The following is a 19,197-nucleotide window of genomic DNA, read 5'->3' as shown; positions in this document are numbered from 1 at the left end:
TCCCGCAGCGCGGCGGCTTTCTCACGCGCGGTGAGTTGCCACAGCTCCCGCTGCGGTACAAGGGAAGAAGTCTCGGACACCCCACCATTCTACCCCGCAGTCGCCCAAACGTTCGATACCCCATCCGAGCGAATTTTCAACAAGTGTCCAAAGTGGACCGTTAAGAAACCGTTGCGAGGCAAGAAACAACGCAACTGTCGGCCAGGCCAAGCAAGCCGCCCACCTCCTTCAGTCCAAAGCTATCTTTAAACCGCAACCCAACACGGCGAACCAGCCAGGCACCGCCTCTGGGGTTCTATCGCGCAACAAATACAAGAGTCAGCGCGGGATCCGGGTCTCCAGTCCGTCGAGCACGGCGCGGAGTCCGTAGTCGAAGCTGCTCTCGCGGAGTTTGCCGTCCTCGGCCATCGTGTCGGTGCCGTAGGCGCTGAGGCGTTCGAGCAGGCGCGGGTACGGTGCGGCGATTTCGCGGCCCGTGGTCATCAGGCGGTCGATGAGATCCTTCTGGTCCTCGCCCATTTCCTGCAGCTGGGTTCGCCATGCTGCCTCGCCGAGCGCGGCCCCCAGCACGTACGCGTCCACGGTTCCCATCACCGAGTCGAGCTCGTCGTCGGGGAACCCGGCTGACTGGTACACGCCGATCGTGTGGTCCTGGAACCGCGCCAGGTTGGGGCCGTAGAACAGGCGTGTGGCGAACACCGACACCAGCCACGGGTGCCGCAGCACCATGGACCGCATGCCGTCGGCGAGGGCCGTCACCGCGGCGCGCCAGCCGATCTCCGCCGCGTCGGGTAGTTCGATCTCGGCGAACGCGTGGTCCGAGGCCAGCTCCAGCAGCTCGTCCTTGTTCTTCACGTGCCAGTAGATCGAGGTGGCGCCCGCGTCGAGCTTCGTGCCGAGGCGCCGCATGCTCAGGCCGTGCACGCCCTCGGTGTCGAGCAACTCCATCGCGGCGCCGACGATCTGCTCGCGGCTCAAGGTGTCCGATGCCATGACCCCACCCTAGAGCAATCTCGCACAGTGTTCGAGATAACACTCGCACACTGTTCGATTCTGTCGTACAGTGTGCGAGAAGGCGGACTCGAACACTGTGCGAGAGGGTGGGTCATGAACGACTCGGTAGTGCTGGAACCCGATGAGAAGGCGGCGAAAGCGGAGGTCAAGGTCCCGTCGAAGGCGTGGCTGAGCCTGATCGCGGTCGCGCTGGGCATGATGGTCGTGCAGCTCGACGGGACGGTGGTCTCCATCGCCAACCCGGCGATCGCGACCGGCCTGCACGCGAGCCTCGATGGCATCGGCTGGGTGACGACGGCCTACCTGCTGGTGCTCGCCGGCCTGCTGATCCCCGCGGGCACGGTGGCGGACAAGATCGGCCACAAGAAGGCGTTCCTGATCGGGATCGGCGGTTTCTCGCTCGCCTCGCTGGCGTGCGGTCTCGCGGGCTCGATCGAGGTGCTGATCGGCGGCCGCGTCCTGCAGGCCGTGTTCGGCGCGCTGCTCGGCCCTGCCGGTCTCGCGGTGCTCAGGGCCGCGTTCCCGCCGGAGAAGCTGGCGATGGCGTTCGGCTGGTTCGGCTCGGTGTCCGCGGTGGCACTGGCGGGCGGCCCGGTTCTCGGCGGTGTCCTGGTCGAATACGCGAGCTGGCCGTGGGTGTTCTTCATCAACCTGCCGTTCGGCGTGGTCGCCGTGCTCGTCGGGCTGACCGTGATCCCGAACAGCGCCGAGCGCTCGGCGCACCGGCTCGACCTGCCTGGTGCGGTGACCCTGACCTGCGCCATGGTCAGTGCCATCTGGGGCGTGACCCGCGCGCAGGCCGAGGGCTGGGGTTCGGTGAGCACGCTCGGGTTCATCGCGCTCGGCGTGGTGCTGCTGGCCGCGTTCGTGGTGATCGAGCGCCGGACCGCGAACCCGATGGTGCCGCTCGGCCTCTTCCGTAACCGGACGTTCACGGTCGGCTGCCTGCTGATGCTGGTCACGATGTTCGCGTTCTTCGCGATCCTGTTCTACCTGACGTTCTTCCTGCAGGGTGTGCAGGGCAAGAGCGCCATCATGGCCGCGGTCGCGATGCTGCCGCTCACCGCCGTGTTCACCTTCGCCTCGCCCGTCGCGGGCTGGGTCACCGGAAAGCTCGGTGTGCGGGGGACCCTCATGACCGGTGCCGTGTTCACGGTGGCGTCGCTGGCGCTGCTGCTGCGCCTCGAACCGGAGTCGGGCTTCATGACGCTGGCGCCCGCACTCGTGCTGGCGGGGATCGGTGTCGGGTTCATGATGGTGCCCGCGATCCAGGCGATCGTCGGCAGTGCCCCGGTCGACAAGGCCGGAGTCGCTTCCGGCGTCCAGCAGTCGACGCAGCAGCTCGGCAGCACGCTCGGCATCGCGGTCTTCGGCAGCCTGCTCTCCTCGGTGGTCGGTTCCCGGTTCGCCACGGCGGTTCGCGAAGCACTGGGCGGCGGCCCGGTCGCGGACCGGATCGCGAACGACGAGCAACTCCGCAAGAGCGTCGAACTGGGCTTCCCGCCCGCGGCGCAGCAGGGACTGCCTGCCGAAACCGCGAGCGCGGTGACCCGTGCCGCGCACGACACCTTCGTCGGCGGTATGCACACCGTGTTCCTCGTCGCCGCCGCGGTCGCGGTGGTGGCCGGGCTGCTCTCGCTGCTGGTCCGCGCACCGGAGGCGAGTGCCTGAGCACTCGTGAGCAGAAGAGCCCGGCCCCGATCGCCGTCGCGGCGAGCGGGGCCGGGGTCGTCGCACGAGTCGGTGACAAGGTCATCGCGGGCAGCACGAACGCGGTGAACCTGAACGAAGCGGGCTACCCGCCGGTCCCGTACTTCCCACTCGCCGACGTTGACGAGAAGGGTTGGTGGCGAGCGAAAGCCTGAGCGGTTCAGGAAAGCATTTTGGCGAGCAGGTGAGCGAGCTGCTCCTGCTCGTCGTCATCGAGGCGGGCGACGCGCTCGCGCGGGAACGTGAAGGATTTCGCGACCGCGCGACGCAGGCGTCGCCCGTCGGGGGTGATGGCGACCTGTTTCACCCTGCGGTCAGCCGGATCCGGCGTGCGTGACACCAGGCCGCGGGTTTCGAGGCGCCCCACGATCTGCGTGACGTTCGAGGCGTCGCACAGCAGCAGTCCGGCCAGTTCGCTCATCGTGTGCTTCTCACCGGTCAGCGGCGTGAGGGTGCACGCTTGCGCCGCGCTGAGCCCGTTGTCCTCCGACGCGCGGTCGAACGCGGCGTCGTAGGCGGAGACGAAGTCCCAGAGCTGCTGTTCGAGTGCGCCGATCCTGGTCACCATGGACCCGATAATACTTGACACCCTCAAGTAACGGTGCTTGCATTGGCCTCGTCCCGATACTTTATCCAATCAAGCATTTGGAGGATGGCCATGACGCGCGTGCTCATCACCGGTGTCCGCGCCAAGACGGGGTACCCCCTCGCCGAACAACTCGCCGCCCGCCAAGGGGTGGAAGTACTGGGTGGCAGCGCTGACCCCGCGTCGGTGTCGATCGCCGGGGTCCGGCCGGTCGCGTTTTCCTGGGACGACCCGTCGACCTGGAGCGCGGCCGCGGACGGGATCGACGCGCTGTTCCTGATCCGGCCCGATCTGGAGCAGGCGCCCGAACTGATCGAGAAACTGCTCGCGGTCACGCCGTCCGGCGCCAGGGTGACGCTGCTGTCCGAATTGGACGCGGACTCGCTCGGCGCGGAGAGCTGGGCCATGCGGGCGGAGGGCGTGGTGCGCCGCGGCGGGCACCGGTGGACGATTCTTCGCCCGTCGTGGTTCATGCAGGTGTTCACCGATCGCCGGTACTACCGCGATGAACTCGCGCTCGACGCCAGGCTGACCTTCCCGGCGGCTGGTGCGGAGGTGGCCTGGATCGACACCAGGGACATCGCCGCGGTCGCGGTGCGCACCCTGCTGGAAGACGGGCACGACGGGAAGACCTACGAACTGTCCGGTCCCGCCGCGCTCAGTCTTCCGCGCACCGCGGAACTGCTCTCGGTCGCGGTGGGGAAAACCGTTGCGCACCAGGACATCTCGATCGAGGACGCGGTGGGCGGACTTTCCGGTTTCGAGCGCTATGCGTTCACCGTGACCTTCGAGCGGCTCCTGCGGGGTGGCTTCGCGACGGTGACCGGCTCGGTCGAGGAGGTGACCGGCCGCCCCGCGCGCTCGCTGGAAACGTTCCTCGCCGACGTCGGGCCGTTCGCCTGAGTCGCGGCGGTGACACGGCTCACCTCGGCTCGTGTGCTCCGGTGGGAAGGAATATTCTGAACGCGGCGTTCAGTATTTCGTCCGACCGCTCGCGTCCCCGGAGGCTCCGTGTCCCAGCCAGGAATTGTCCGCGCGGCCGAAGGTGCCGTCGACCCCCGTCGGTTGCGCTGGATCACGGTGGTGCTCGCCTTCGCGGCGGGCGCCACCGTGGCGAACCTGTACTACGGCCAGCCGTTGCTCGACCAGGTGGCGTCCGCGTTCGCGGTGAGCCACGGCACCGCGGCGCTCGTGGTGACGCTGACCCAGCTCGGCTACGCGCTGGGCATGGTGGTGCTGATGCCGCTCGGCGACCTGCTGGAGAACCGCGCGCTCATGGTGCGTACGCTGCTCGCCACCACGCTCGCGCTGGTCGTCGCCGGAGTGGCGCCGGGGTTCGGGCTGTTCCTCGGCGCCTCCGTGCTGGTGGGCATGACCTCGGTGGTCGCGCAGATCCTCATCCCGTTCGCCGCGCACCTCGCGCCGGAGGAGCAGCGCGGCCGGTTCGTCGGCACCGTGATGACCGGCCTGCTGCTCGGCATCCTGCTGGCCAGGACGTTGTCGAGCTTCGTGGCCGCGGCCGCGGGCTGGCGGACCATCTACCTGGTCTCGGCGGTGCTCATGCTCGTCGTGGCGGTGACGCTGCGGCGCGTGCTGCCAGCCAGGCGCCCCGATCACGTCGCGAGTTACGCGAAGCTGATGCGGTCGATCGTCGAGCTGGTGCGGACCGAGCCCGCGCTGCGACGGCGCGCCGTGTGCCAGGCGCTGCTCTTCGGCGCGTTCAGTACATTTTGGACAGCGGTCGCGTTCGAACTCGTCAAGCACGGTCTCAACCAGGCCGAGATCGGGGTTTTCGCACTCGTCGGCGCCGCCGGTGCGGCCGCGGCACCGATCGCGGGCAGGCTCGCCGACCGCGGTCACGGGCGGATCGGCAGCGGGATCGCGCTGGTGCTGGCGATCGCTTCGTTCGTACTCGCCTACCTCGGCGCGGGCAGCGTCATCGTGCTCGCGCTTGCCGGGGTCGTGCTCGATCTCGCGGTGCAGGGCCACCAGCTCTTCGGGCAGCAGGAGATCTACGGCCTGCGTGCCGACGCGCGCGCCAGGATCAACACCGTCTACATGACGACCGTCTTCGTCGGCGGCGCGATCGCGACGGCGATTTCGGGCACCCTCTACGACCGCGCCGGCTGGCAGGGGGTCACCGTGTTCGGCGCCGTGCTGCCCGCGATCGCGCTGGTGATCTGGGCGGTTTCGGCGGTGCGGGCACGCCGCTCAGCGGGTGATGGCGCGCAGCGTCTGCTTCAGGAGAGCGGCGGTGAGTGACTCGTCGAGCGGTGCGTGGCCCATCAGCAGCCGGTAGTAGAGCGGGCCGAACAGCTGGTCCATGGTCACCGCGATGTCGGTGTCGGGCCGCACCTCGCCGCGCTCGACCGCGGCGCGCAGCACGCGTTCCACGGCGGTGCGGCGGGGGCGCAGCCAGTGCTCGGTGAACGCGGCGCGCAGCTCGTCGTCGGTCTGCGCCAACGCGACGATCTCGCGCAGCAGCGCGGCGTCCGGCGGGTTCCGCATCAGGTCGAGCAGCGCGTCGAGCTGCGCGGTGAGGCCGTCGGCGAGTGACTCGTGGCGGTCGACGATCGTCGCGGTCGCGGCGTGCCGGGTGAAGAAGCTCTCCAGCGCGACGTGGCCGCGCGAAGGCCACCACTTGTAGATGGTGGCCTTTCCGACCCCGGCGCGCGCGGCGATCGCCTCGACGGTCGCCGCCGCGAGCCCGCCCTCGATGAGCAGGTCCGCGGTCGCCGACAGCACCGCCAGCCTGGACCGTTCGCTGCGCGGCCGTCCGCGCCCCGACTCGGCCATCAGGTTTCGCCGTCCTGTTCGTCCCGCATTCCCGCAACGCTAGCCGAGGGCCGCACTGCTGCAACAGAGTGTTCATAGTTGATTGAAAACTGATCATAATTTACATTTGTGCGCATCACTCGCCGCGGACATGGATCGGAGACCTCCATGCGGCTCACCTCTCGTCGTTTTCGCACCGGGTTGCGCGCCACCACGCTGGGCGTGCTGGGGGTGCTCGCCGCCGCGGCGCTCGCCCCGGCCGCGCAGGCGGCCACCCCGGCCACCGGCACGCTTTCGCTCGGCGGCGACCACACCGTCACCTGGCAGAGCCCGCACTACGACAAGGCGAACACGCCGAAGCCGCAGGAGTGCGCGAAACCCGATCCGGACAACAAGGTGTGCGACCGCTTCGACCTCACCGTGGACGTCCCGGCGAGCTACTGGGCCGACAACCCCAACGGGGGTGTGCCGATCTCGATCACCTGGGCGAACAAGGCGAACGACTTCGACCTCTACGTGTACGACGCGGCGGGCGGGAAGGTCGCGGACAGCGCGGGTGCAGGGAACCGGGAGGCGACCGTCATCCCGAACGCCTCCGGGCTGTACCACGTCGTCGTGGTGCCCTACTCGGTGACGAACGACGCCTACACCGGCAAGGTGGACCTGCCGCAGCCGACGGACATCGGCGCGGTCACCGGGTTCTCGGACAACCAGGGCACCTACGACGTCGCGGCGGGTGCGGCGAAGGCCAAGGTGGACTTCGTCGCCGAGGACCGGTTCCGGCTGAGGGTCGCCCCAGACGGCGTGTTCACCGACCCGGCGGGCAGCGAGATCGTGCGCACCACCCCGCCGACGATCAGGACGACGCGCTCGTGGGACGCCGGTGACTACTACGCGATCGCCAGCGGGAAGCTGGTGCTGCGGGTCTACAAGCAGCCGATGCGCTTCGCGCTGTACCGCGCGGACAACCGGACCGTGGTGTGGCGCGAGGACAAGGGCCTGCGGTGGACCGAGCAGGGCATGCGGCAGAGCCTGGCGCGCGGCGCGAACGAACAGTTCTTCGGCGCCGGTGAGCAGAACGGCTCGTTTTCGCACCGCGATCACGTGGTCAACGTCGCCAACAACACGAACTGGGACGAGGGCGGTTACCCGAACTCGCAGCCGTTCTACGTCTCCAGCGCGGGCTACGGGGTCTTCCGCAACACCTTCGCGCCCGGTGTCTACAACTTCGGCGATCCGGTGCGCACCGGGCAGCAGGAGAAGCGGCTCGACGCCTACTACTTCACCGGTGACGTGAAATCGGTCATCGGGCAGTACACCTCGCTCGTCGGAAAGCCGTTCATGCCACCGGTGTACGGCCTCGAACCCGGTGACTCCGACTGCTACCTGCACAACGCGAACCGGGGCGAGCGGCACACGCTCGACTCGCTCAAGATCGCGAAGGGGTACCAGGACAACCAGTTGCCGCTCGGCTGGATGCTCGTCAACGACGGGTACGGCTGCGGCTACGAAAACCTGCGGCAGACCGGCGAAGGGCTCCGCCAGTCCAACGCGCAGCTCGGCCTGTGGACCGAAAACGGCCTGCCGAACCAGGACGAAGAGATCAAGGCGGGCGTGCGGGTGCGGAAGCTGGACGTGGCCTGGGTCGGCGGTGGCTACCAGTTCGCGTTGAACGGATGCGACCAGGCGAAGGCCGGGATCGAGCAGAACAGCGACGCCCGCGGGTTCGTCTGGCTGCCGGTTTCATGGGCGGGCGCGCAGCGCTGCGGCGTGCTGTGGAGCGGCGACCAGAAGCTCACCTGGGACTACCTGCGCTGGCAGATCCCGACCTATGCCGGTGCCACGATGTCCGGGATCGCCTACAACACCGGCGATGTCGGCTCGATCTACGGCCACGACCCGAAGATGTACGCGCGCGACCTGCAGTGGAAGGCGTTCCTGCCGGCCATCATGACGATGGACGGCTGGGCGCCGAAGGACCAGCAGCCCTGGGTCGACGGCGAGCCGTACACCTCGATCAACCGGAAGTACCTGCAGCTCAAGGAAAGGCTGCTGCCGTACATGTACACCCTCGCCGAGCAGGCGCACCGCGACGGTGTCGGCCCGGTGCGTCCGCTGGCGCTGGAATACCCGGACGATCCGGTCACCGCCACCGACGCGGCGAAGTACGAGTTCCTGCTCGGCAAGGACTTCCTGGTCGCGCCGGTGTACTCGGACACCGAGACCAGGGACGGCATCTACCTGCCGAAGGGCACCTGGGTGGACTACTGGACCGGGAAGACCTACCAGGGCCCGGCGACGATCAACGGCTACCACGCGCCGCTCGACACGCTGCCGCTGTTCACCCGTGCCGGTGCGGTGGTGCCGATGTGGCCGAAGGGCACGCTGTCCTGGCAGAACCGGGACAAGTCCGAACTGGACTACGACGTGTACGCGCAGGGCAGTTCCGACTACACGCTCTATGAGGACGACGGCGTCACCCGTGACTACGCGAAGAACGCCTCGGCGACACAACGGGTCCGGGTTCGCACGCTCGGCACCGGGCACGGCATCACCACCGTCTCGGTCGGCGCCAGCGTCGGGAACTACCAGGGCAAGGCCGGGTCGCGTTCGTACCAGTTCACCGTGCACGCCGGTGCCGCCCCCGGCATCGTCGTCAGCGGCGGCACCGTCCTGAAACGACAGTCCACTCAGGACGATTACGACCGGGCGGCGGCGGGCTGGTTCGTCGACGCGCAGGGCGTGACCCATGTGAAGACGCCGAAGCAGGCCACGGACCGGTCCTTCGAGGTGCAGCTCATCGGCGCCGGTGCCATCGCCGGTCGCTGAGCGTTCCTCGGAGCATCGGTGCCTGTGCTCCGAAGGCGGCCTTCAGGGACTGCGCAGCGGACCTCACCTTGGATCTCCACAGGAGCATCCTTCGGGGCATCGGGCAGTATTTCCGGGGGGCGAAACACCGCTGTGCGCTTTTGCCGGGGTCGCCGACCGGGTATCAACGGGGTATGAACGATCGGCGCCTGGCGAAGTACCGGGAGATGCGCGACTTTTCCCGCACCGCCGAGCCGTCGGGGAGTGCGGCGGCGACGGCGGGGAAGCGGTTCGTCGTGCAGCGCCACCGTGCCCGCCGACGCCACTACGACGTGCGCCTCGAACTCGACGGCGTGCTGGTGAGCTGGGCCGTGCCGAAGGGGCCGACGCTCGACCCCGGCGTGCGGCGCATGGCGGTGCACGTCGAGGACCATCCCGTCGAATACGCCGACTTCGAGGGCGTGATCCCTTCGGGGGAGTACGGCGGCGGGGACGTCATCGTGTGGGACCGCGGCACCTGGGAGCCGGTGGACACCGACGACCCGCTCGGGGCGATCGAGGCGGGCAACCTCCACTTCGACCTGTTCGGCGAGAAGCTGGCGGGGCGGTTCGTGCTGGTCAGGCCGCATCGCCGGGGTGACGAGGACAAGGAACAGTGGCTACTGCTGCACAAGCACGACGACCACGCGGAGCAGGGCTGGGACGCCGAGGACCACCCGCGCTCGGTCAAGAGCGGCCGCACCAACGACGAGGTGGCCGCCGATCCGGACGCGGTGTGGCGCGGTGACCTGCCCGCGGCCGAGGCCGAGATCCCGGTGGCGCGACGGAACTGGACCGGGCCGACCAAGGACGAGCTGAAGGAACTGGCTTCGCTCGGCGAAAAGGGCACCTGGCAGGTGGGCGGCCGCAAGGTCGCGCTGACCAACCTGGACAAGGTCCTCTTCCCGCCGCGCGGCAAGGAGAAGCCGGTGACGAAGCGCAACCTCATCCGGTACTACGCCGAAATCGCGCCGGTGATGCTGCCCTACCTCGCCGCCCGCCCGCTCAACACGCACCGCTTCCCGGCGGGCGTCGACCAGCCTGGCTTCTGGCAGAAGGCGGCGCCGAGCCACGCGCCGGACTGGCTGAAGCAGTGGCACTACGCGCAGGCGGGCCCCGGCGACTCCCAGTACTACCTCGTGCCGGACAGCGTGGCGGCGCTGGCCTGGCTCGCCAACTACGGCGCGCTGGAGCTGCACGCCTGGACTTCGCAGGTGACGGACGTGGAGCGCCCGACCTGGGCGCTGTTCGACATCGACCCCGGCGAGCAGACCCCGTTCGAGGACGTGGTGGTGCTCGCCCGCCTGCACCGCACCGCGCTGGCGCACCTCGGCGTCGAGGGCAGGCCCAAGGTCACCGGTCAGCGGGGTATCCAGGTGTGGGTGCCCGTCGAGCCGTGCTACACCTTCGCCGAGACGCGCGCGTGGGTGGAGACGGTGTCCAAGGCGATCGGCCGCACCCTGCCCGACCTGGTCAGCTGGGCGTGGACGCGGGACAAGCGCCACGGGCTCGCACGCCTCGACTACACCCAGAACGTCCGCAACAAGACGCTGGTCGCGCCGTACAGCGTCCGGCCGAGGCCGGGGGCGCCGGTGTCGGTGCCGATCGAATGGGACGAGCTCGACGACCCGAAGCTCGCGCCGGACCGATGGACGGTGCGAACCGTGCTCAAGCGCGTCCGGGACAAGGGCGACCCGTTTTCGGCGCTGCTCGGCGCCCGGCAGCGCCTCCCGAAGCTGTGACCGGCCCTTCCAACGGGTGAACAAGTTCCGGCGCCCGCCTGCCGAGTATGTGCACGAAGGGTCAGCGAAGACGAGCCCCATGGGCGGTGCGTCGGTCCGCGACCGTAGGTCATACTGCGGTGGCGACTCGGAACGGGAGGTATCACGATGACGGGCCGGATCACACCGGAGTCCATGGCGGTTTCGCTGAGCAAGATCGAGGCCAGCATCGGGAAGCCGAGTGTGGCCCGCATCTACGACTACATCCTCGGCGGCACCCACAACTACGCCGTCGACCGGGAGTTCGCGAAGCAGCAGCTCGACGTGTGGCCGGGGATCCGGAACGCGATGCGGGCGAACCGCCGCTTCCTCGGCCGCGCCACCCAGTACGCGGCGGCGCAGGGCATCCGCCAGTTCGTCGACATCGGCTCCGGCCTGCCCAGCGAGGGCCAGGTGCACGAGATGGCCGACCTGGCCGCACCGGACGAGTGCGCCGTGGTCTACATCGACAACGAGCCGATCGCGCACGCCCACGCCCAGATCCTGCTCGGCGAGACCGCCGACCCCGACCGGCACTTCGCGCTGTACGCGGACCTGCTCGACTACGCGGACCTGTGGAAGCAGGTGGCCTCGATCGACGGGATCGACGTCCGCAAGCCGATCTGCCTGTTCGTGGTGGCGCTGCTGCACTTCATCCCGGACGACCGCGATCCGCAGGCCGCGCTGGAGTTCCTGCGCTCGAAGCTCGCGCCGGGCTCGATGCTGGTGATCTCGCACGGCGGTGACGTGTCGGACGAGGCCGTGGCCGAGGTGGTGCGGAACTACAACAAGCAGTCGACGGCGACCGTGCTGCGGTCCCCGGAGCGGATCCGGGAGTTCTTCGGCGACTTCGACCTGGTCGACCCCGGGCTGTCCTGGGTGCCGACCTGGCGGCCGGACGAGGCGGAGCGCTGGCGCGGCAACCCCGCCGAGTCGGTCTACCTCGGCGCGGTCGGCGTCAAGCACTGACCGCTACCGGATCGGGAACTCCAGGCCGTGCTCTTCGGCCGGGCGCGGTCCGTGGATGCGGCGCTGTGCTTCGGTGATCTCGACGTCGTTGATGCTCGCTTCGCGGCGGCTCATCAGGCCCTGCGGGGTGAACTCCCACAGTTCGTTGCCGTAGCTGCGCCAGAACCGGCCGTCCGCGTCGCGGCATTCGTACTGGAAGCGCACCGCGATCCGGTCGCCGGTGAACGCCCACAGCTCCTTGCGCAGGGCGTAGTCGAGTTCGCGCTCCCACTTCCGGCGCAGGAAGCCTGCGATCTCCGCGCGGCCGGTGACGAACCGGTCGCGGTTGCGCCACACCGAATCCTCGGTGTAGGCCAGCGAGACCTTCTCCGGGTCTCTCGTGTTCCAGGCGTCCTCGGCGGCCTGCACCTTCTTGCGCGCGCTGTCCTCGTCGAACGGCGGGAACGGGGGTCGGGCGTTCATCTGGCCTCCTCTGGTCCGTGGCACCAGGGTAGAGAACGATCGTTCTCAGGCGGTGCCCGGGCTTGCGATCGCTCGCGGACGTTCCGGTGGGCGGAACGATCCGCTGGTACCGGGAACCGCGCCGGTGCGACCGTCCCGGTATGACGCAGCAACGGGTCACGGCCGCGATCGTCGGGCCGGGCAACATCGGCACGGATCTCATGGCCAAGCTCCGGCGCAGCGAACTGGTCGAGGTGACGCACGTGGTCGGCGTGGTGGAGTCGGACGGCCTCGCCAGGGCGCGCGCCGATGGCGTCGAGGCGTCCGCGGCGGGCGTGGACTGGCTGCTCGCCAGGAATCCCTTGCCGGACCTGGTGTTCGAGGCGACGTCCGCGGGCGCGCATCGCGCGAACGCCCCGAAGTACGCCGAGGCCGGCATCCAGGCGATCGACCTGACCCCGGCGCACCTCGGCCCGATGGTGTGCCCGCCGGTGAACCTCGGCGCGCATCTCGACGCGCCGAACGTCTCGATGATCACCTGCGGTGGGCAGGCGACGATCCCGATGGTGCACGCGGTTTCGCGCGTCACGCCGGTGCCCTACGCGGAAATCGTCGCTTCGGTCGCGTCACGGGGCGCGGGACCGGGCACGCGCGCGAACATCGACGAGTTCACGCACACGACCTCGGGCGCGGTGGCCGAGATCGGCGGTGCGGCGCGCGGCAAGGCGATCATCATCCTGAACCCGGTGGAGCCGCCGATGATCATGCGGGACACCGTGTTCTGCGCGATCGGCCCCGATGCCGACCGCGACGCGGTGACCGCGTCGGTCCACGAGATGGTCGCCGAGGTCCAGCGCTACGTCCCCGGGTACACGCTGCGCGCGGAGCCGCAGTTCGACGAGCCCCGCGAGGACTCGGACGGCAATGCCAGGGTCGCGATCTTCCTCGAGGTGCGGGGAAACGGCGACTACCTGCCAGCCTATGCGGGAAACCTGGACATCATGACGGCCGCGGCGGCCAGGGTCGGCGAGCTGATGGCGGCACGGAAGCTGGAGGCGGCGGCATGAACGACCCTCGTACGACCAGGCCGGAGCTGGCGCACGACGTCAGGATCATCGACACCACGCTGCGCGACGGCAGCCACGCGATGGCGCACCAGTTCACCGAGGCGCAGGTGCGGGCCACGGTCCGCGCGCTGGACCGCGCCGGGGCCGAGGTGATCGAGGTGACCCACGGCGACGGGCTCGGCGGCTCGTCGTTCAACTACGGGTTTTCGCGAACCCCCGAACTGGACCTGATCGCCGCCGCGCGGGACGAGGCCGAGCGGGCGAAGATCGCGGTGCTGCTGGTGCCGGGTATCGGTACCGCGGACGACCTCCGCCGCGCGCACGACGCGGGCGCGCAGATGGTGCGCGTCGCCACGCACAGCACCGAGGCCGACGTGTCGCCGCAGCACTTCGGGCTGGCCAACGAGCTGGGCATGGAAACGGCCGGGTTCCTGATGATGGCGCACCGGACCGGGCCCGAAGAGCTGGCGAAACAGGCGCGCATCATGGTCGACGCCGGCTGTCAGGCGCCGTACGTCACCGATTCGGCAGGCGCGTTGCTGATGCACGAGGCCAAGGCCCGCTTCGAAGCGCTCGTCGCGGAGGTGGGCGACGAGGCGTGGGTCGGCTATCACGGGCACCAGAACCTGTCGCTCGGCGTCGCGAACTCGGTGCTCGCCTACGAGGCGGGTGTCCGTTACGTCGACGGGTCGCTGTGCGCGCTCGGTGCCGGGGCCGGCAATTCGCCGACGGAGGTGCTCGCGGCGGTGTTCGACCGGCTCGGGGTCACCACCGGGCTCGACGTCGGCGGCCTCGTGGATGCCGCGGAAGAGGTGGTGCGGCCGTACCTGCCCCGGTGGCCCAAAATGGACCGCAACGCGATCGTCCAGGGCTGGGCCGGGGTGTATTCGAGCTTCCTGCTGCACGCCGAACGGGCGGCGGACCGGTACGGGGTCCCGGCGCAGGACATCCTCCGCCGGTGCGGGGAACTGGCACTGGTCGGCGGCCAGGAGGACATGATCATCGACGTCGCCGTCCAGCTCGCCCGGGAGTCGCGTTAGGACGGTGCCGTGCCCTGCGGTGCCGCCGATCCTGCCGGTGCTTCGCGGTAGCGTTGAAATCGGAGGTCCCCCTGGGCGAACGAAGTGGCATCTTCGTTCGCCCAGGGGGTTCCGATCGAGGCGGCCGCAACACGGCGGCCCGCAACGGGGTCGCCCGAACAGGACCAGCCTGAACCGGGGAAGTCCGGAAGGGACGGTCAGTCCGTGAGTCGTACGGCGGCGCCGCTCACGCGGATCCGGGGGTCGTCGGCGCGCAGTTCGACGCCGAGTTCGCCCGGCCTGCCGAGGTCTTCGCCTTGGTGCAGCGTGATCTTCGTGGCGGGCGGCACCAGACCCAGTTCGCGGAGGTAGGCGCCGAACGCGGCGGCGGCGGCCCCGGTCGCCGGGTCCTCGACCACGCCGCCCACCGGGAACGGGTCGCGCACGTGGTAGACCTCGGCGGAGGAGCGCCACACGAGCTGCAACGTCGTCCAGTCCCGTTGCCGCATCAGCGTTTCGAGCCGGCCGAAGTCGTAGTCGAGGTCCGCGAGCCGTGCCCTGCTCGCGGCGGCGAGCACCAGGTGGTGCGCACCGGCGTAGGCGACCCGGGGCGGCAGCGCGGGGTCGAGATCGTCCGCGGCCCAGCCCAGCGCCGCGAGCGCTTCCGCGAGATCGGCCTCGGAGACCTCGGCTACCGAGGGCTCGACACTCGTCAGCGTCGCGCGGAGCGTGCCGGAGCCGTCGGCGACGACGTCCACGGGGATCGTCCCGGCCGGCGTCGCGAAGACCAGTTCGCCCGCGCCGATCCGCTCCGCGAGCGCGACCGCGGTGGCGACGGTCGCGTGCCCGCAGAACGGCACCTCCGCCTTGGGACTGAAGTACCGCGCGGTGAACGCCCTGCCCTCGGTGCCGAGACCGGGCGGTGGCCCGGTGAGGAACGCGGTCTCGGAGTAGCCGAGGTCCGCCGCGATCGCCAGCATCGCGGCCTCGTCGAGAGCGCTCGCGTCCAGCACGATCCCCGCGGGGTTCCCGCCGCCCGGATCGGCGGTGAACGCGGTGTAGCGCAGGACTTCGGTACGCGCGGAAGCAGTCATGCCCATCGCCAACGTGCCTGCCGCTGTTTTCCTTCCCGGCTCAGTCTTCCCGGTTCACTGCTGGAAGACCTTGCCGGGGTTGAGGATCCCGTGCGGGTCGAGCGCGCGCTTGACCGCGGCGTGCAGATCGAGCACCGCGGGTCCGAGTTCGTCCGCGAGGCCGGGCCGTTTGAGCAGGCCGACGCCGTGCTCACCGGTCACCGTGCCGCCGAGGTCGAGCGCGCCCGCGATGATGTCGTCGAACGCGGCCTGCGCGGCCCGCCTCGCTTCGTCGTCACCGGGCGGGGTGATCAGCAGCGGGTGCAGGTTCCCGTCGCCGATGTGCGCGATGTTCGCGATGGTGACGCCGTGCCGCCGCGCCGCCGCGTCGATCCGCGCGAGCATGTCCGGCACCCGCTGCACCGGCACGCAGACGTCCTCGGTGAGCACCGGGCCGAGCCGTTCGAGCGCGGGGTAGGCCAGCCGCCTCGCCGCGAAGAGCGCATCCGCCTCCGCCTGGTCCGAGGACTGCGCGGCCCACGTCGCCCCCGCTCCTTCGAAGCAGCGCAGGACAGTCGCGGCCTCGTGCTCGCCGGACGCACCCGGCACGTCCGTCCTGGCGAGCAGCACCACGTTCGCGTCGGCCGACAGGCCCATGTTCTTCCACGCGTCCACCGCGGCGAGGCAGTGCCGGTCGACGAGTTCCAGCGCGGACGGCACCACCCCGGCGGCCACCACCGCCGCGGCCGCTTCACCGGCGGCCACCGTCGAGTCGAAGAACCCGGCGATGGTGCGTTCCGGGGCGCGCCGCGCCCGCAGCCGGACGGTGATCTCGGTGAGCACCCCGAGCGTGCCCTCGGAACCGACCATCAGCCCGGCGAGGTCGTACCCCGCCACGCCCTTCGCGGTGCGGCGGCCGAGCCGGACCAGCTCACCGGTGCCGGTGACCACCTGGAGCCCGAGCACGTAGTCGCGGGTGACGCCGTACTTCACGCAGCAGACCCCGCCCGCGTTCGTCGCGACGTTGCCGCCGATCGTCGACCACGGCGAGCTCGCCGGATCCGGCGGGTACCAGAGGCCGCGCTCGTCGCACGCCGCGCGGAGGTCGTCGTTGACCACGCCCGGTTCCACCACGGCGAGCCGCTCCAGCGGGTCGATCTCCCTGATCGCGGTGAGCCGGTCGGTCACCAGCACGACCCCGCCTTCGATCGCGTTCGCGCCGCCGGACAGGCCGGTGCCCGCGCCGCGCGTGACCAGCGGGGCACCGTGCCGGAGGCACTGCCGCACGGTCGCGCGGACCTCCTCCGCGGTGTGCGGCCGGACGACCACGGCGGGCATCGCGTACGGCGCCCATTCCGCTTCGTCGTGGGCGAACCCGCGCAGCACGTCGGGGTCGCGCACGAGCCGGTCTTCCGGCAGCGCCGCCGCCAGGTCGTCGATCACTGCCGCGTTCATCCGCCCAGGCTACGACAGTCCGCTTTGGACATTCGGCGGCCGCCTAGAACGCGGTGACGCTGGACGGCGCGCGTTCGGCGCGGCTGAGCGCGCGCAGCACGGCGGTCGGGCCGTGCCGCCGCACGGCGAGCCGCGACAGCAGCCCCACCACGGTTTCGACCGCGCCCGGCGTGAGTCCGGGCGTGGGGACGCGCGCGCTCACCGCGAGGTCGTCGGAGTGCACCGCCAGCTCCATCATCCTGGTGACCAGCATGTCGTCGAGCGAGAGCGACCAGCCGTCCCAGATCGGCAGGTGCACCGCGCGCGCCGGTGCCGTGCCGAGGCTCCCTCCGAGTTCTTCGACGACGGCGGCGGTACGGGCCGCCAGCGCGGCCGGGCCCTCGGCCGCGATCCGCGCGCCCCCGGCGCGGATGCGGACGTTGATATCGGCGTCCAAGCCGCCGTCGATCCATTCCACCCTGCCGTAGTGGTCGAGCAGCGGGATCACCGGTTCGCTCGGTACCGGTGCCGACAGCGCGTCCGGCACGGCGAGGATCTGGTAGGCGAGGTGCCCGGCGAGCCCGCCGACGGTGAACTCCGGCAACGCGCTCGGCGAGTCCCACGCGGCGGCGACCGCGGGATCGCGCAGCAGCCCTGCCGCCGAACGGCTGGTGGCGAGGAAGTCCGATCTGATATCGCTCATCCTGGCCCCTTTTCGCGGATCCGTGCGGTTCCAGGCTGCCACAAGCGGCCGGGCCCGAACCGGCGACAGCGGGTACGTTCGGTACCGGGTGATCGAACGGCGAAGGGTGGAAGTGGTGCTGGACCGCATTGCCGACCGGGTACTCGGCCTGCCGCGAGCCGAAGGGCCCGCTCCCGAGGTGACCAAGGACCTGCGCGTCCCGATGCCCGACGGCGTGGTCCTGCTGGCCGACCGGTACGCCCCGCCGGTCACGGGCCCGGCGCCGGTGGTGCTGATCCGCACCCCGTACGGCAAGGGCACCGCGCTGGGAAAGCTCTTCGCCACCATCTTCTCGCGGCACGGGCTGCAGACCGTCGTGCAGAGCACGCGCGGCACCTTCGGCTCCGGGGGCGAGTTCCGCCCGTTCCACACCGAACGCGAGGACGGGCTGGCCACCGCCGAGTGGCTGCGCGCGCAGCCGTGGTGCGACGGACGGCTCGCGATGGCGGGCGCGAGCTACCTCGGGCACACGCAATGGGCGGTCGGGCCGTACCTCGACCCGCCGCTGGAGGCCATGTGCCTCGCCGTCACCGCCTCCGAGTTCGTGTCCGCGTTCTACCCGGGCGGGGTGCTCGCCGCGGACAACATGGTGTCGTGGTCGGCGCAGATCGGCAGGCAGGAACTGCCGCTCGCGCAGTTCCCGAACCCGGTGCAAACGCGCCGGAACCGCCGCGCGATGGCCGGGCTTCCGATCGCGGGCGCCGACGTCGCCGCGATCGGGAAACCGGTCCGGTTCCTCCAGGACGTCACCGCGCACGCCGAGCCAGGCGACGACTACTGGGCGATGTCCGATCACCGCGCCGTAGTGTCCACACTGGACACTCCCGTCAGCATGGTCACCGGCTGGTACGACCTGTTCATCACCGCGCAGCTGCGCGACTTCCGGGCGCTCGCGGATGCCGGGAAGTCGCCCCGTATCACGATCGGGCCGTGGTCGCACGGCGAGCCGGCCAGCATCAGGACCCTGCTGCAGGACCAGATCGGCTTCCTCGCCGCGCACCTCGACGGCGATCGCACCCAGCTGCGCCGCTCGCCGGTGCGGCTGTTCCTGCAGGGCGCGAACACCTGGCTCGACTTCGACCAGTGGCCGCCCGAGTCGACGGCGACCGACGCGCACCTGCGCCCGCTGGGCCGTCTCGGCGACGCGGTCGACCGCGACACGCCGCCGGACACGTTCACCTACGACCCCGCCGACCCGACTCCGGCCGTCGGCGGGCCGTTGCTGACGGGGAAGGCGAAGCAGCGCGACAACACCGCCGTCGAGGCGCGTCCCGACGTGCTGGTGTTCACCGGTGAGCCGCTCGAACACGACCTGGACGTGCTCGGTGACGTCGGCGCGACCGTGCACGTGCGCACCGATCTCGGGCACGCGGACGTGTACGTCCGGCTGTGCGACGTCGACCGCGACGGCGTTTCCCGCAACGTCACCGACGGCATCCTGCGGTTGCGCCCCGGCGCGCCGGAGGCCGGCGCCGACGGAGTGGTGACCGCGGAGGTCGCGCTCGACCCCACGGGGTACCGGTTCCGGCGGGGGCACCGGCTCCGCGTGCAGGTGGCGGGCGGCGCGTTCCCGCGGTTCGCGCGCAACCACGGCACCGGCGAGCCGGTCGCCGCGGCCGTTGACGGGAAGCCGTGCCGGTTCGAGATCTTCCACGACGCGGCCCACCCGTCGAAGATCACGCTTCCGGTGTTCACCGGCTGAGCCATCCGGTGCGACCCGCGCTCCGAATGCCGGGGGCCGCGGGTGTTTTCGGGAGGAA

At 70.3% G+C, this 19,197-nt stretch carries 17 protein-coding genes; 10 read left to right on the top strand and 7 right to left on the bottom strand.

What is annotated here, in order from left to right:
• Window positions 1-318: 318 nt before the first annotated feature.
• Window positions 319-993, bottom strand: coding sequence for a TetR/AcrR family transcriptional regulator (locus tag ABD256_RS27950; RefSeq protein ID WP_344425246.1), 675 nt, complete (start codon window positions 991-993; stop codon window positions 319-321).
• Between the two features lie 114 nt (window positions 994-1,107).
• Here ABD256_RS27950 and ABD256_RS27945 point away from each other — a divergent pair, with 114 nt between their 5' ends.
• Both ABD256_RS27945 and ABD256_RS44500 read left to right on the top strand, forming a co-directional pair.
• On the top strand, window positions 1,108-2,685 hold the full coding sequence (locus ABD256_RS27945; RefSeq protein ID WP_344425243.1) for an MFS transporter: 1,578 nt from the start codon (window positions 1,108-1,110) through the stop codon (window positions 2,683-2,685).
• Entirely contained in the window at window positions 2,682-2,879 is a 198-nt protein-coding gene (locus tag ABD256_RS44500) for a DUF427 domain-containing protein (RefSeq protein ID WP_425546531.1), read from the top strand. The genes ABD256_RS27945 and ABD256_RS44500 overlap by 4 nt, the downstream gene beginning before the upstream one ends.
• A 5-nt stretch (window positions 2,880-2,884) precedes the next feature.
• Here ABD256_RS44500 and ABD256_RS27940 read toward each other — a convergent pair whose 3' ends face one another.
• Window positions 2,885-3,292 carry a MarR family winged helix-turn-helix transcriptional regulator gene (locus ABD256_RS27940; RefSeq protein WP_344425240.1) on the bottom strand — a complete coding sequence of 136 codons (408 nt, stop codon included), beginning with the start codon at window positions 3,290-3,292 and terminating at the stop codon, window positions 2,885-2,887.
• Between the two features lie 90 nt (window positions 3,293-3,382).
• Between ABD256_RS27940 and ABD256_RS27935 the strand changes: the two genes are divergently transcribed.
• Complete coding sequence (locus tag ABD256_RS27935; protein WP_344425237.1) at window positions 3,383-4,213, top strand: Rossmann-fold NAD(P)-binding domain-containing protein; 831 nt, start codon at window positions 3,383-3,385, stop codon at window positions 4,211-4,213.
• A gap of 108 nt (window positions 4,214-4,321) precedes the next feature.
• A complete protein-coding gene (locus tag ABD256_RS27930; RefSeq protein ID WP_344425234.1) occupies window positions 4,322-5,572 on the top strand; it encodes an MFS transporter in 1,251 nt (416 codons plus the stop codon).
• Here ABD256_RS27930 and ABD256_RS27925 read toward each other — a convergent pair.
• Window positions 5,522-6,106 carry a TetR-like C-terminal domain-containing protein gene (locus ABD256_RS27925; protein ID WP_344425231.1) on the bottom strand — a complete coding sequence of 195 codons (585 nt, stop codon included), beginning with the start codon at window positions 6,104-6,106 and terminating at the stop codon, window positions 5,522-5,524. The genes ABD256_RS27930 and ABD256_RS27925 overlap by 51 nt on opposite strands.
• A gap of 147 nt (window positions 6,107-6,253) precedes the next feature.
• Between ABD256_RS27925 and ABD256_RS27920 the strand changes: the two genes are divergently transcribed.
• From ABD256_RS27920 to ABD256_RS27910, 3 genes are all read left to right on the top strand, one after another.
• On the top strand, window positions 6,254-8,914 hold the full coding sequence (locus ABD256_RS27920) for a glycoside hydrolase family 31 protein (RefSeq protein WP_344425228.1): 2,661 nt from the start codon (window positions 6,254-6,256) through the stop codon (window positions 8,912-8,914).
• 173 nt (window positions 8,915-9,087) lie between these two features.
• Window positions 9,088-10,674, top strand: a complete 1,587-nt coding sequence (gene ligD, locus ABD256_RS27915) for a non-homologous end-joining DNA ligase (RefSeq protein WP_344425225.1) — start codon at window positions 9,088-9,090, stop codon at window positions 10,672-10,674.
• Window positions 10,675-10,821: 147 nt separating this feature from the next.
• A complete protein-coding gene (locus ABD256_RS27910; protein WP_344425222.1) occupies window positions 10,822-11,661 on the top strand; it encodes an SAM-dependent methyltransferase in 840 nt (279 codons plus the stop codon).
• Window positions 11,662-11,664: 3 nt separating this feature from the next.
• On the opposite strand, the gene ABD256_RS27905 is transcribed toward ABD256_RS27910, so the two are convergent.
• Entirely contained in the window at window positions 11,665-12,123 is a 459-nt protein-coding gene (locus tag ABD256_RS27905) for a nuclear transport factor 2 family protein (RefSeq protein ID WP_344425219.1), read from the bottom strand.
• Window positions 12,124-12,263: 140 nt separating this feature from the next.
• Between ABD256_RS27905 and ABD256_RS27900 the strand changes: the two genes are divergently transcribed.
• The gene (locus ABD256_RS27900) at window positions 12,264-13,169 is read left to right on the top strand and encodes an acetaldehyde dehydrogenase (acetylating) (RefSeq protein ID WP_344425216.1); all 906 of its coding nucleotides are present in this window, start codon (window positions 12,264-12,266) and stop codon (window positions 13,167-13,169) included.
• Entirely contained in the window at window positions 13,166-14,209 is a 1,044-nt protein-coding gene (dmpG, locus tag ABD256_RS27895) for a 4-hydroxy-2-oxovalerate aldolase (protein WP_344425213.1), read from the top strand. Before ABD256_RS27900 ends, dmpG begins: the two co-directional genes overlap by 4 nt.
• A 197-nt stretch (window positions 14,210-14,406) precedes the next feature.
• Here dmpG and ABD256_RS27890 read toward each other — a convergent pair whose 3' ends face one another.
• Genes ABD256_RS27890 through ABD256_RS27880 form a run of 3 tightly spaced genes read right to left on the bottom strand, consistent with a single transcriptional unit; the run spans window position 14,407 to window position 17,398 of the window.
• Entirely contained in the window at window positions 14,407-15,282 is an 876-nt protein-coding gene (locus tag ABD256_RS27890) for a PhzF family phenazine biosynthesis isomerase (RefSeq protein ID WP_425546528.1), read from the bottom strand.
• 54 nt (window positions 15,283-15,336) lie between these two features.
• The gene (locus ABD256_RS27885; protein ID WP_344425207.1) at window positions 15,337-16,716 is read right to left on the bottom strand and encodes an FAD-binding oxidoreductase; all 1,380 of its coding nucleotides are present in this window, start codon (window positions 16,714-16,716) and stop codon (window positions 15,337-15,339) included.
• 43 nt (window positions 16,717-16,759) lie between these two features.
• Window positions 16,760-17,398, bottom strand: a complete 639-nt coding sequence (locus ABD256_RS27880) for a maleylpyruvate isomerase N-terminal domain-containing protein (protein WP_344425204.1) — start codon at window positions 17,396-17,398, stop codon at window positions 16,760-16,762.
• A 115-nt stretch (window positions 17,399-17,513) separates the two neighbouring features.
• Here ABD256_RS27880 and ABD256_RS27875 point away from each other — a divergent pair, with 115 nt between their 5' ends.
• Window positions 17,514-19,139, top strand: coding sequence for a CocE/NonD family hydrolase (locus ABD256_RS27875; RefSeq protein WP_344425201.1), 1,626 nt, complete (start codon window positions 17,514-17,516; stop codon window positions 19,137-19,139).
• Window positions 19,140-19,197 lie beyond the last annotated feature (58 nt).

It is taken from the genome of Amycolatopsis minnesotensis (assembly GCF_039529815.1).
Lineage (GTDB): Bacteria > Actinomycetota > Actinomycetes > Mycobacteriales > Pseudonocardiaceae > Amycolatopsis > Amycolatopsis minnesotensis.
Note: the sequence above shows the minus strand (reverse complement) of the source record. Positions and strands in the feature narration are given on the sequence as shown.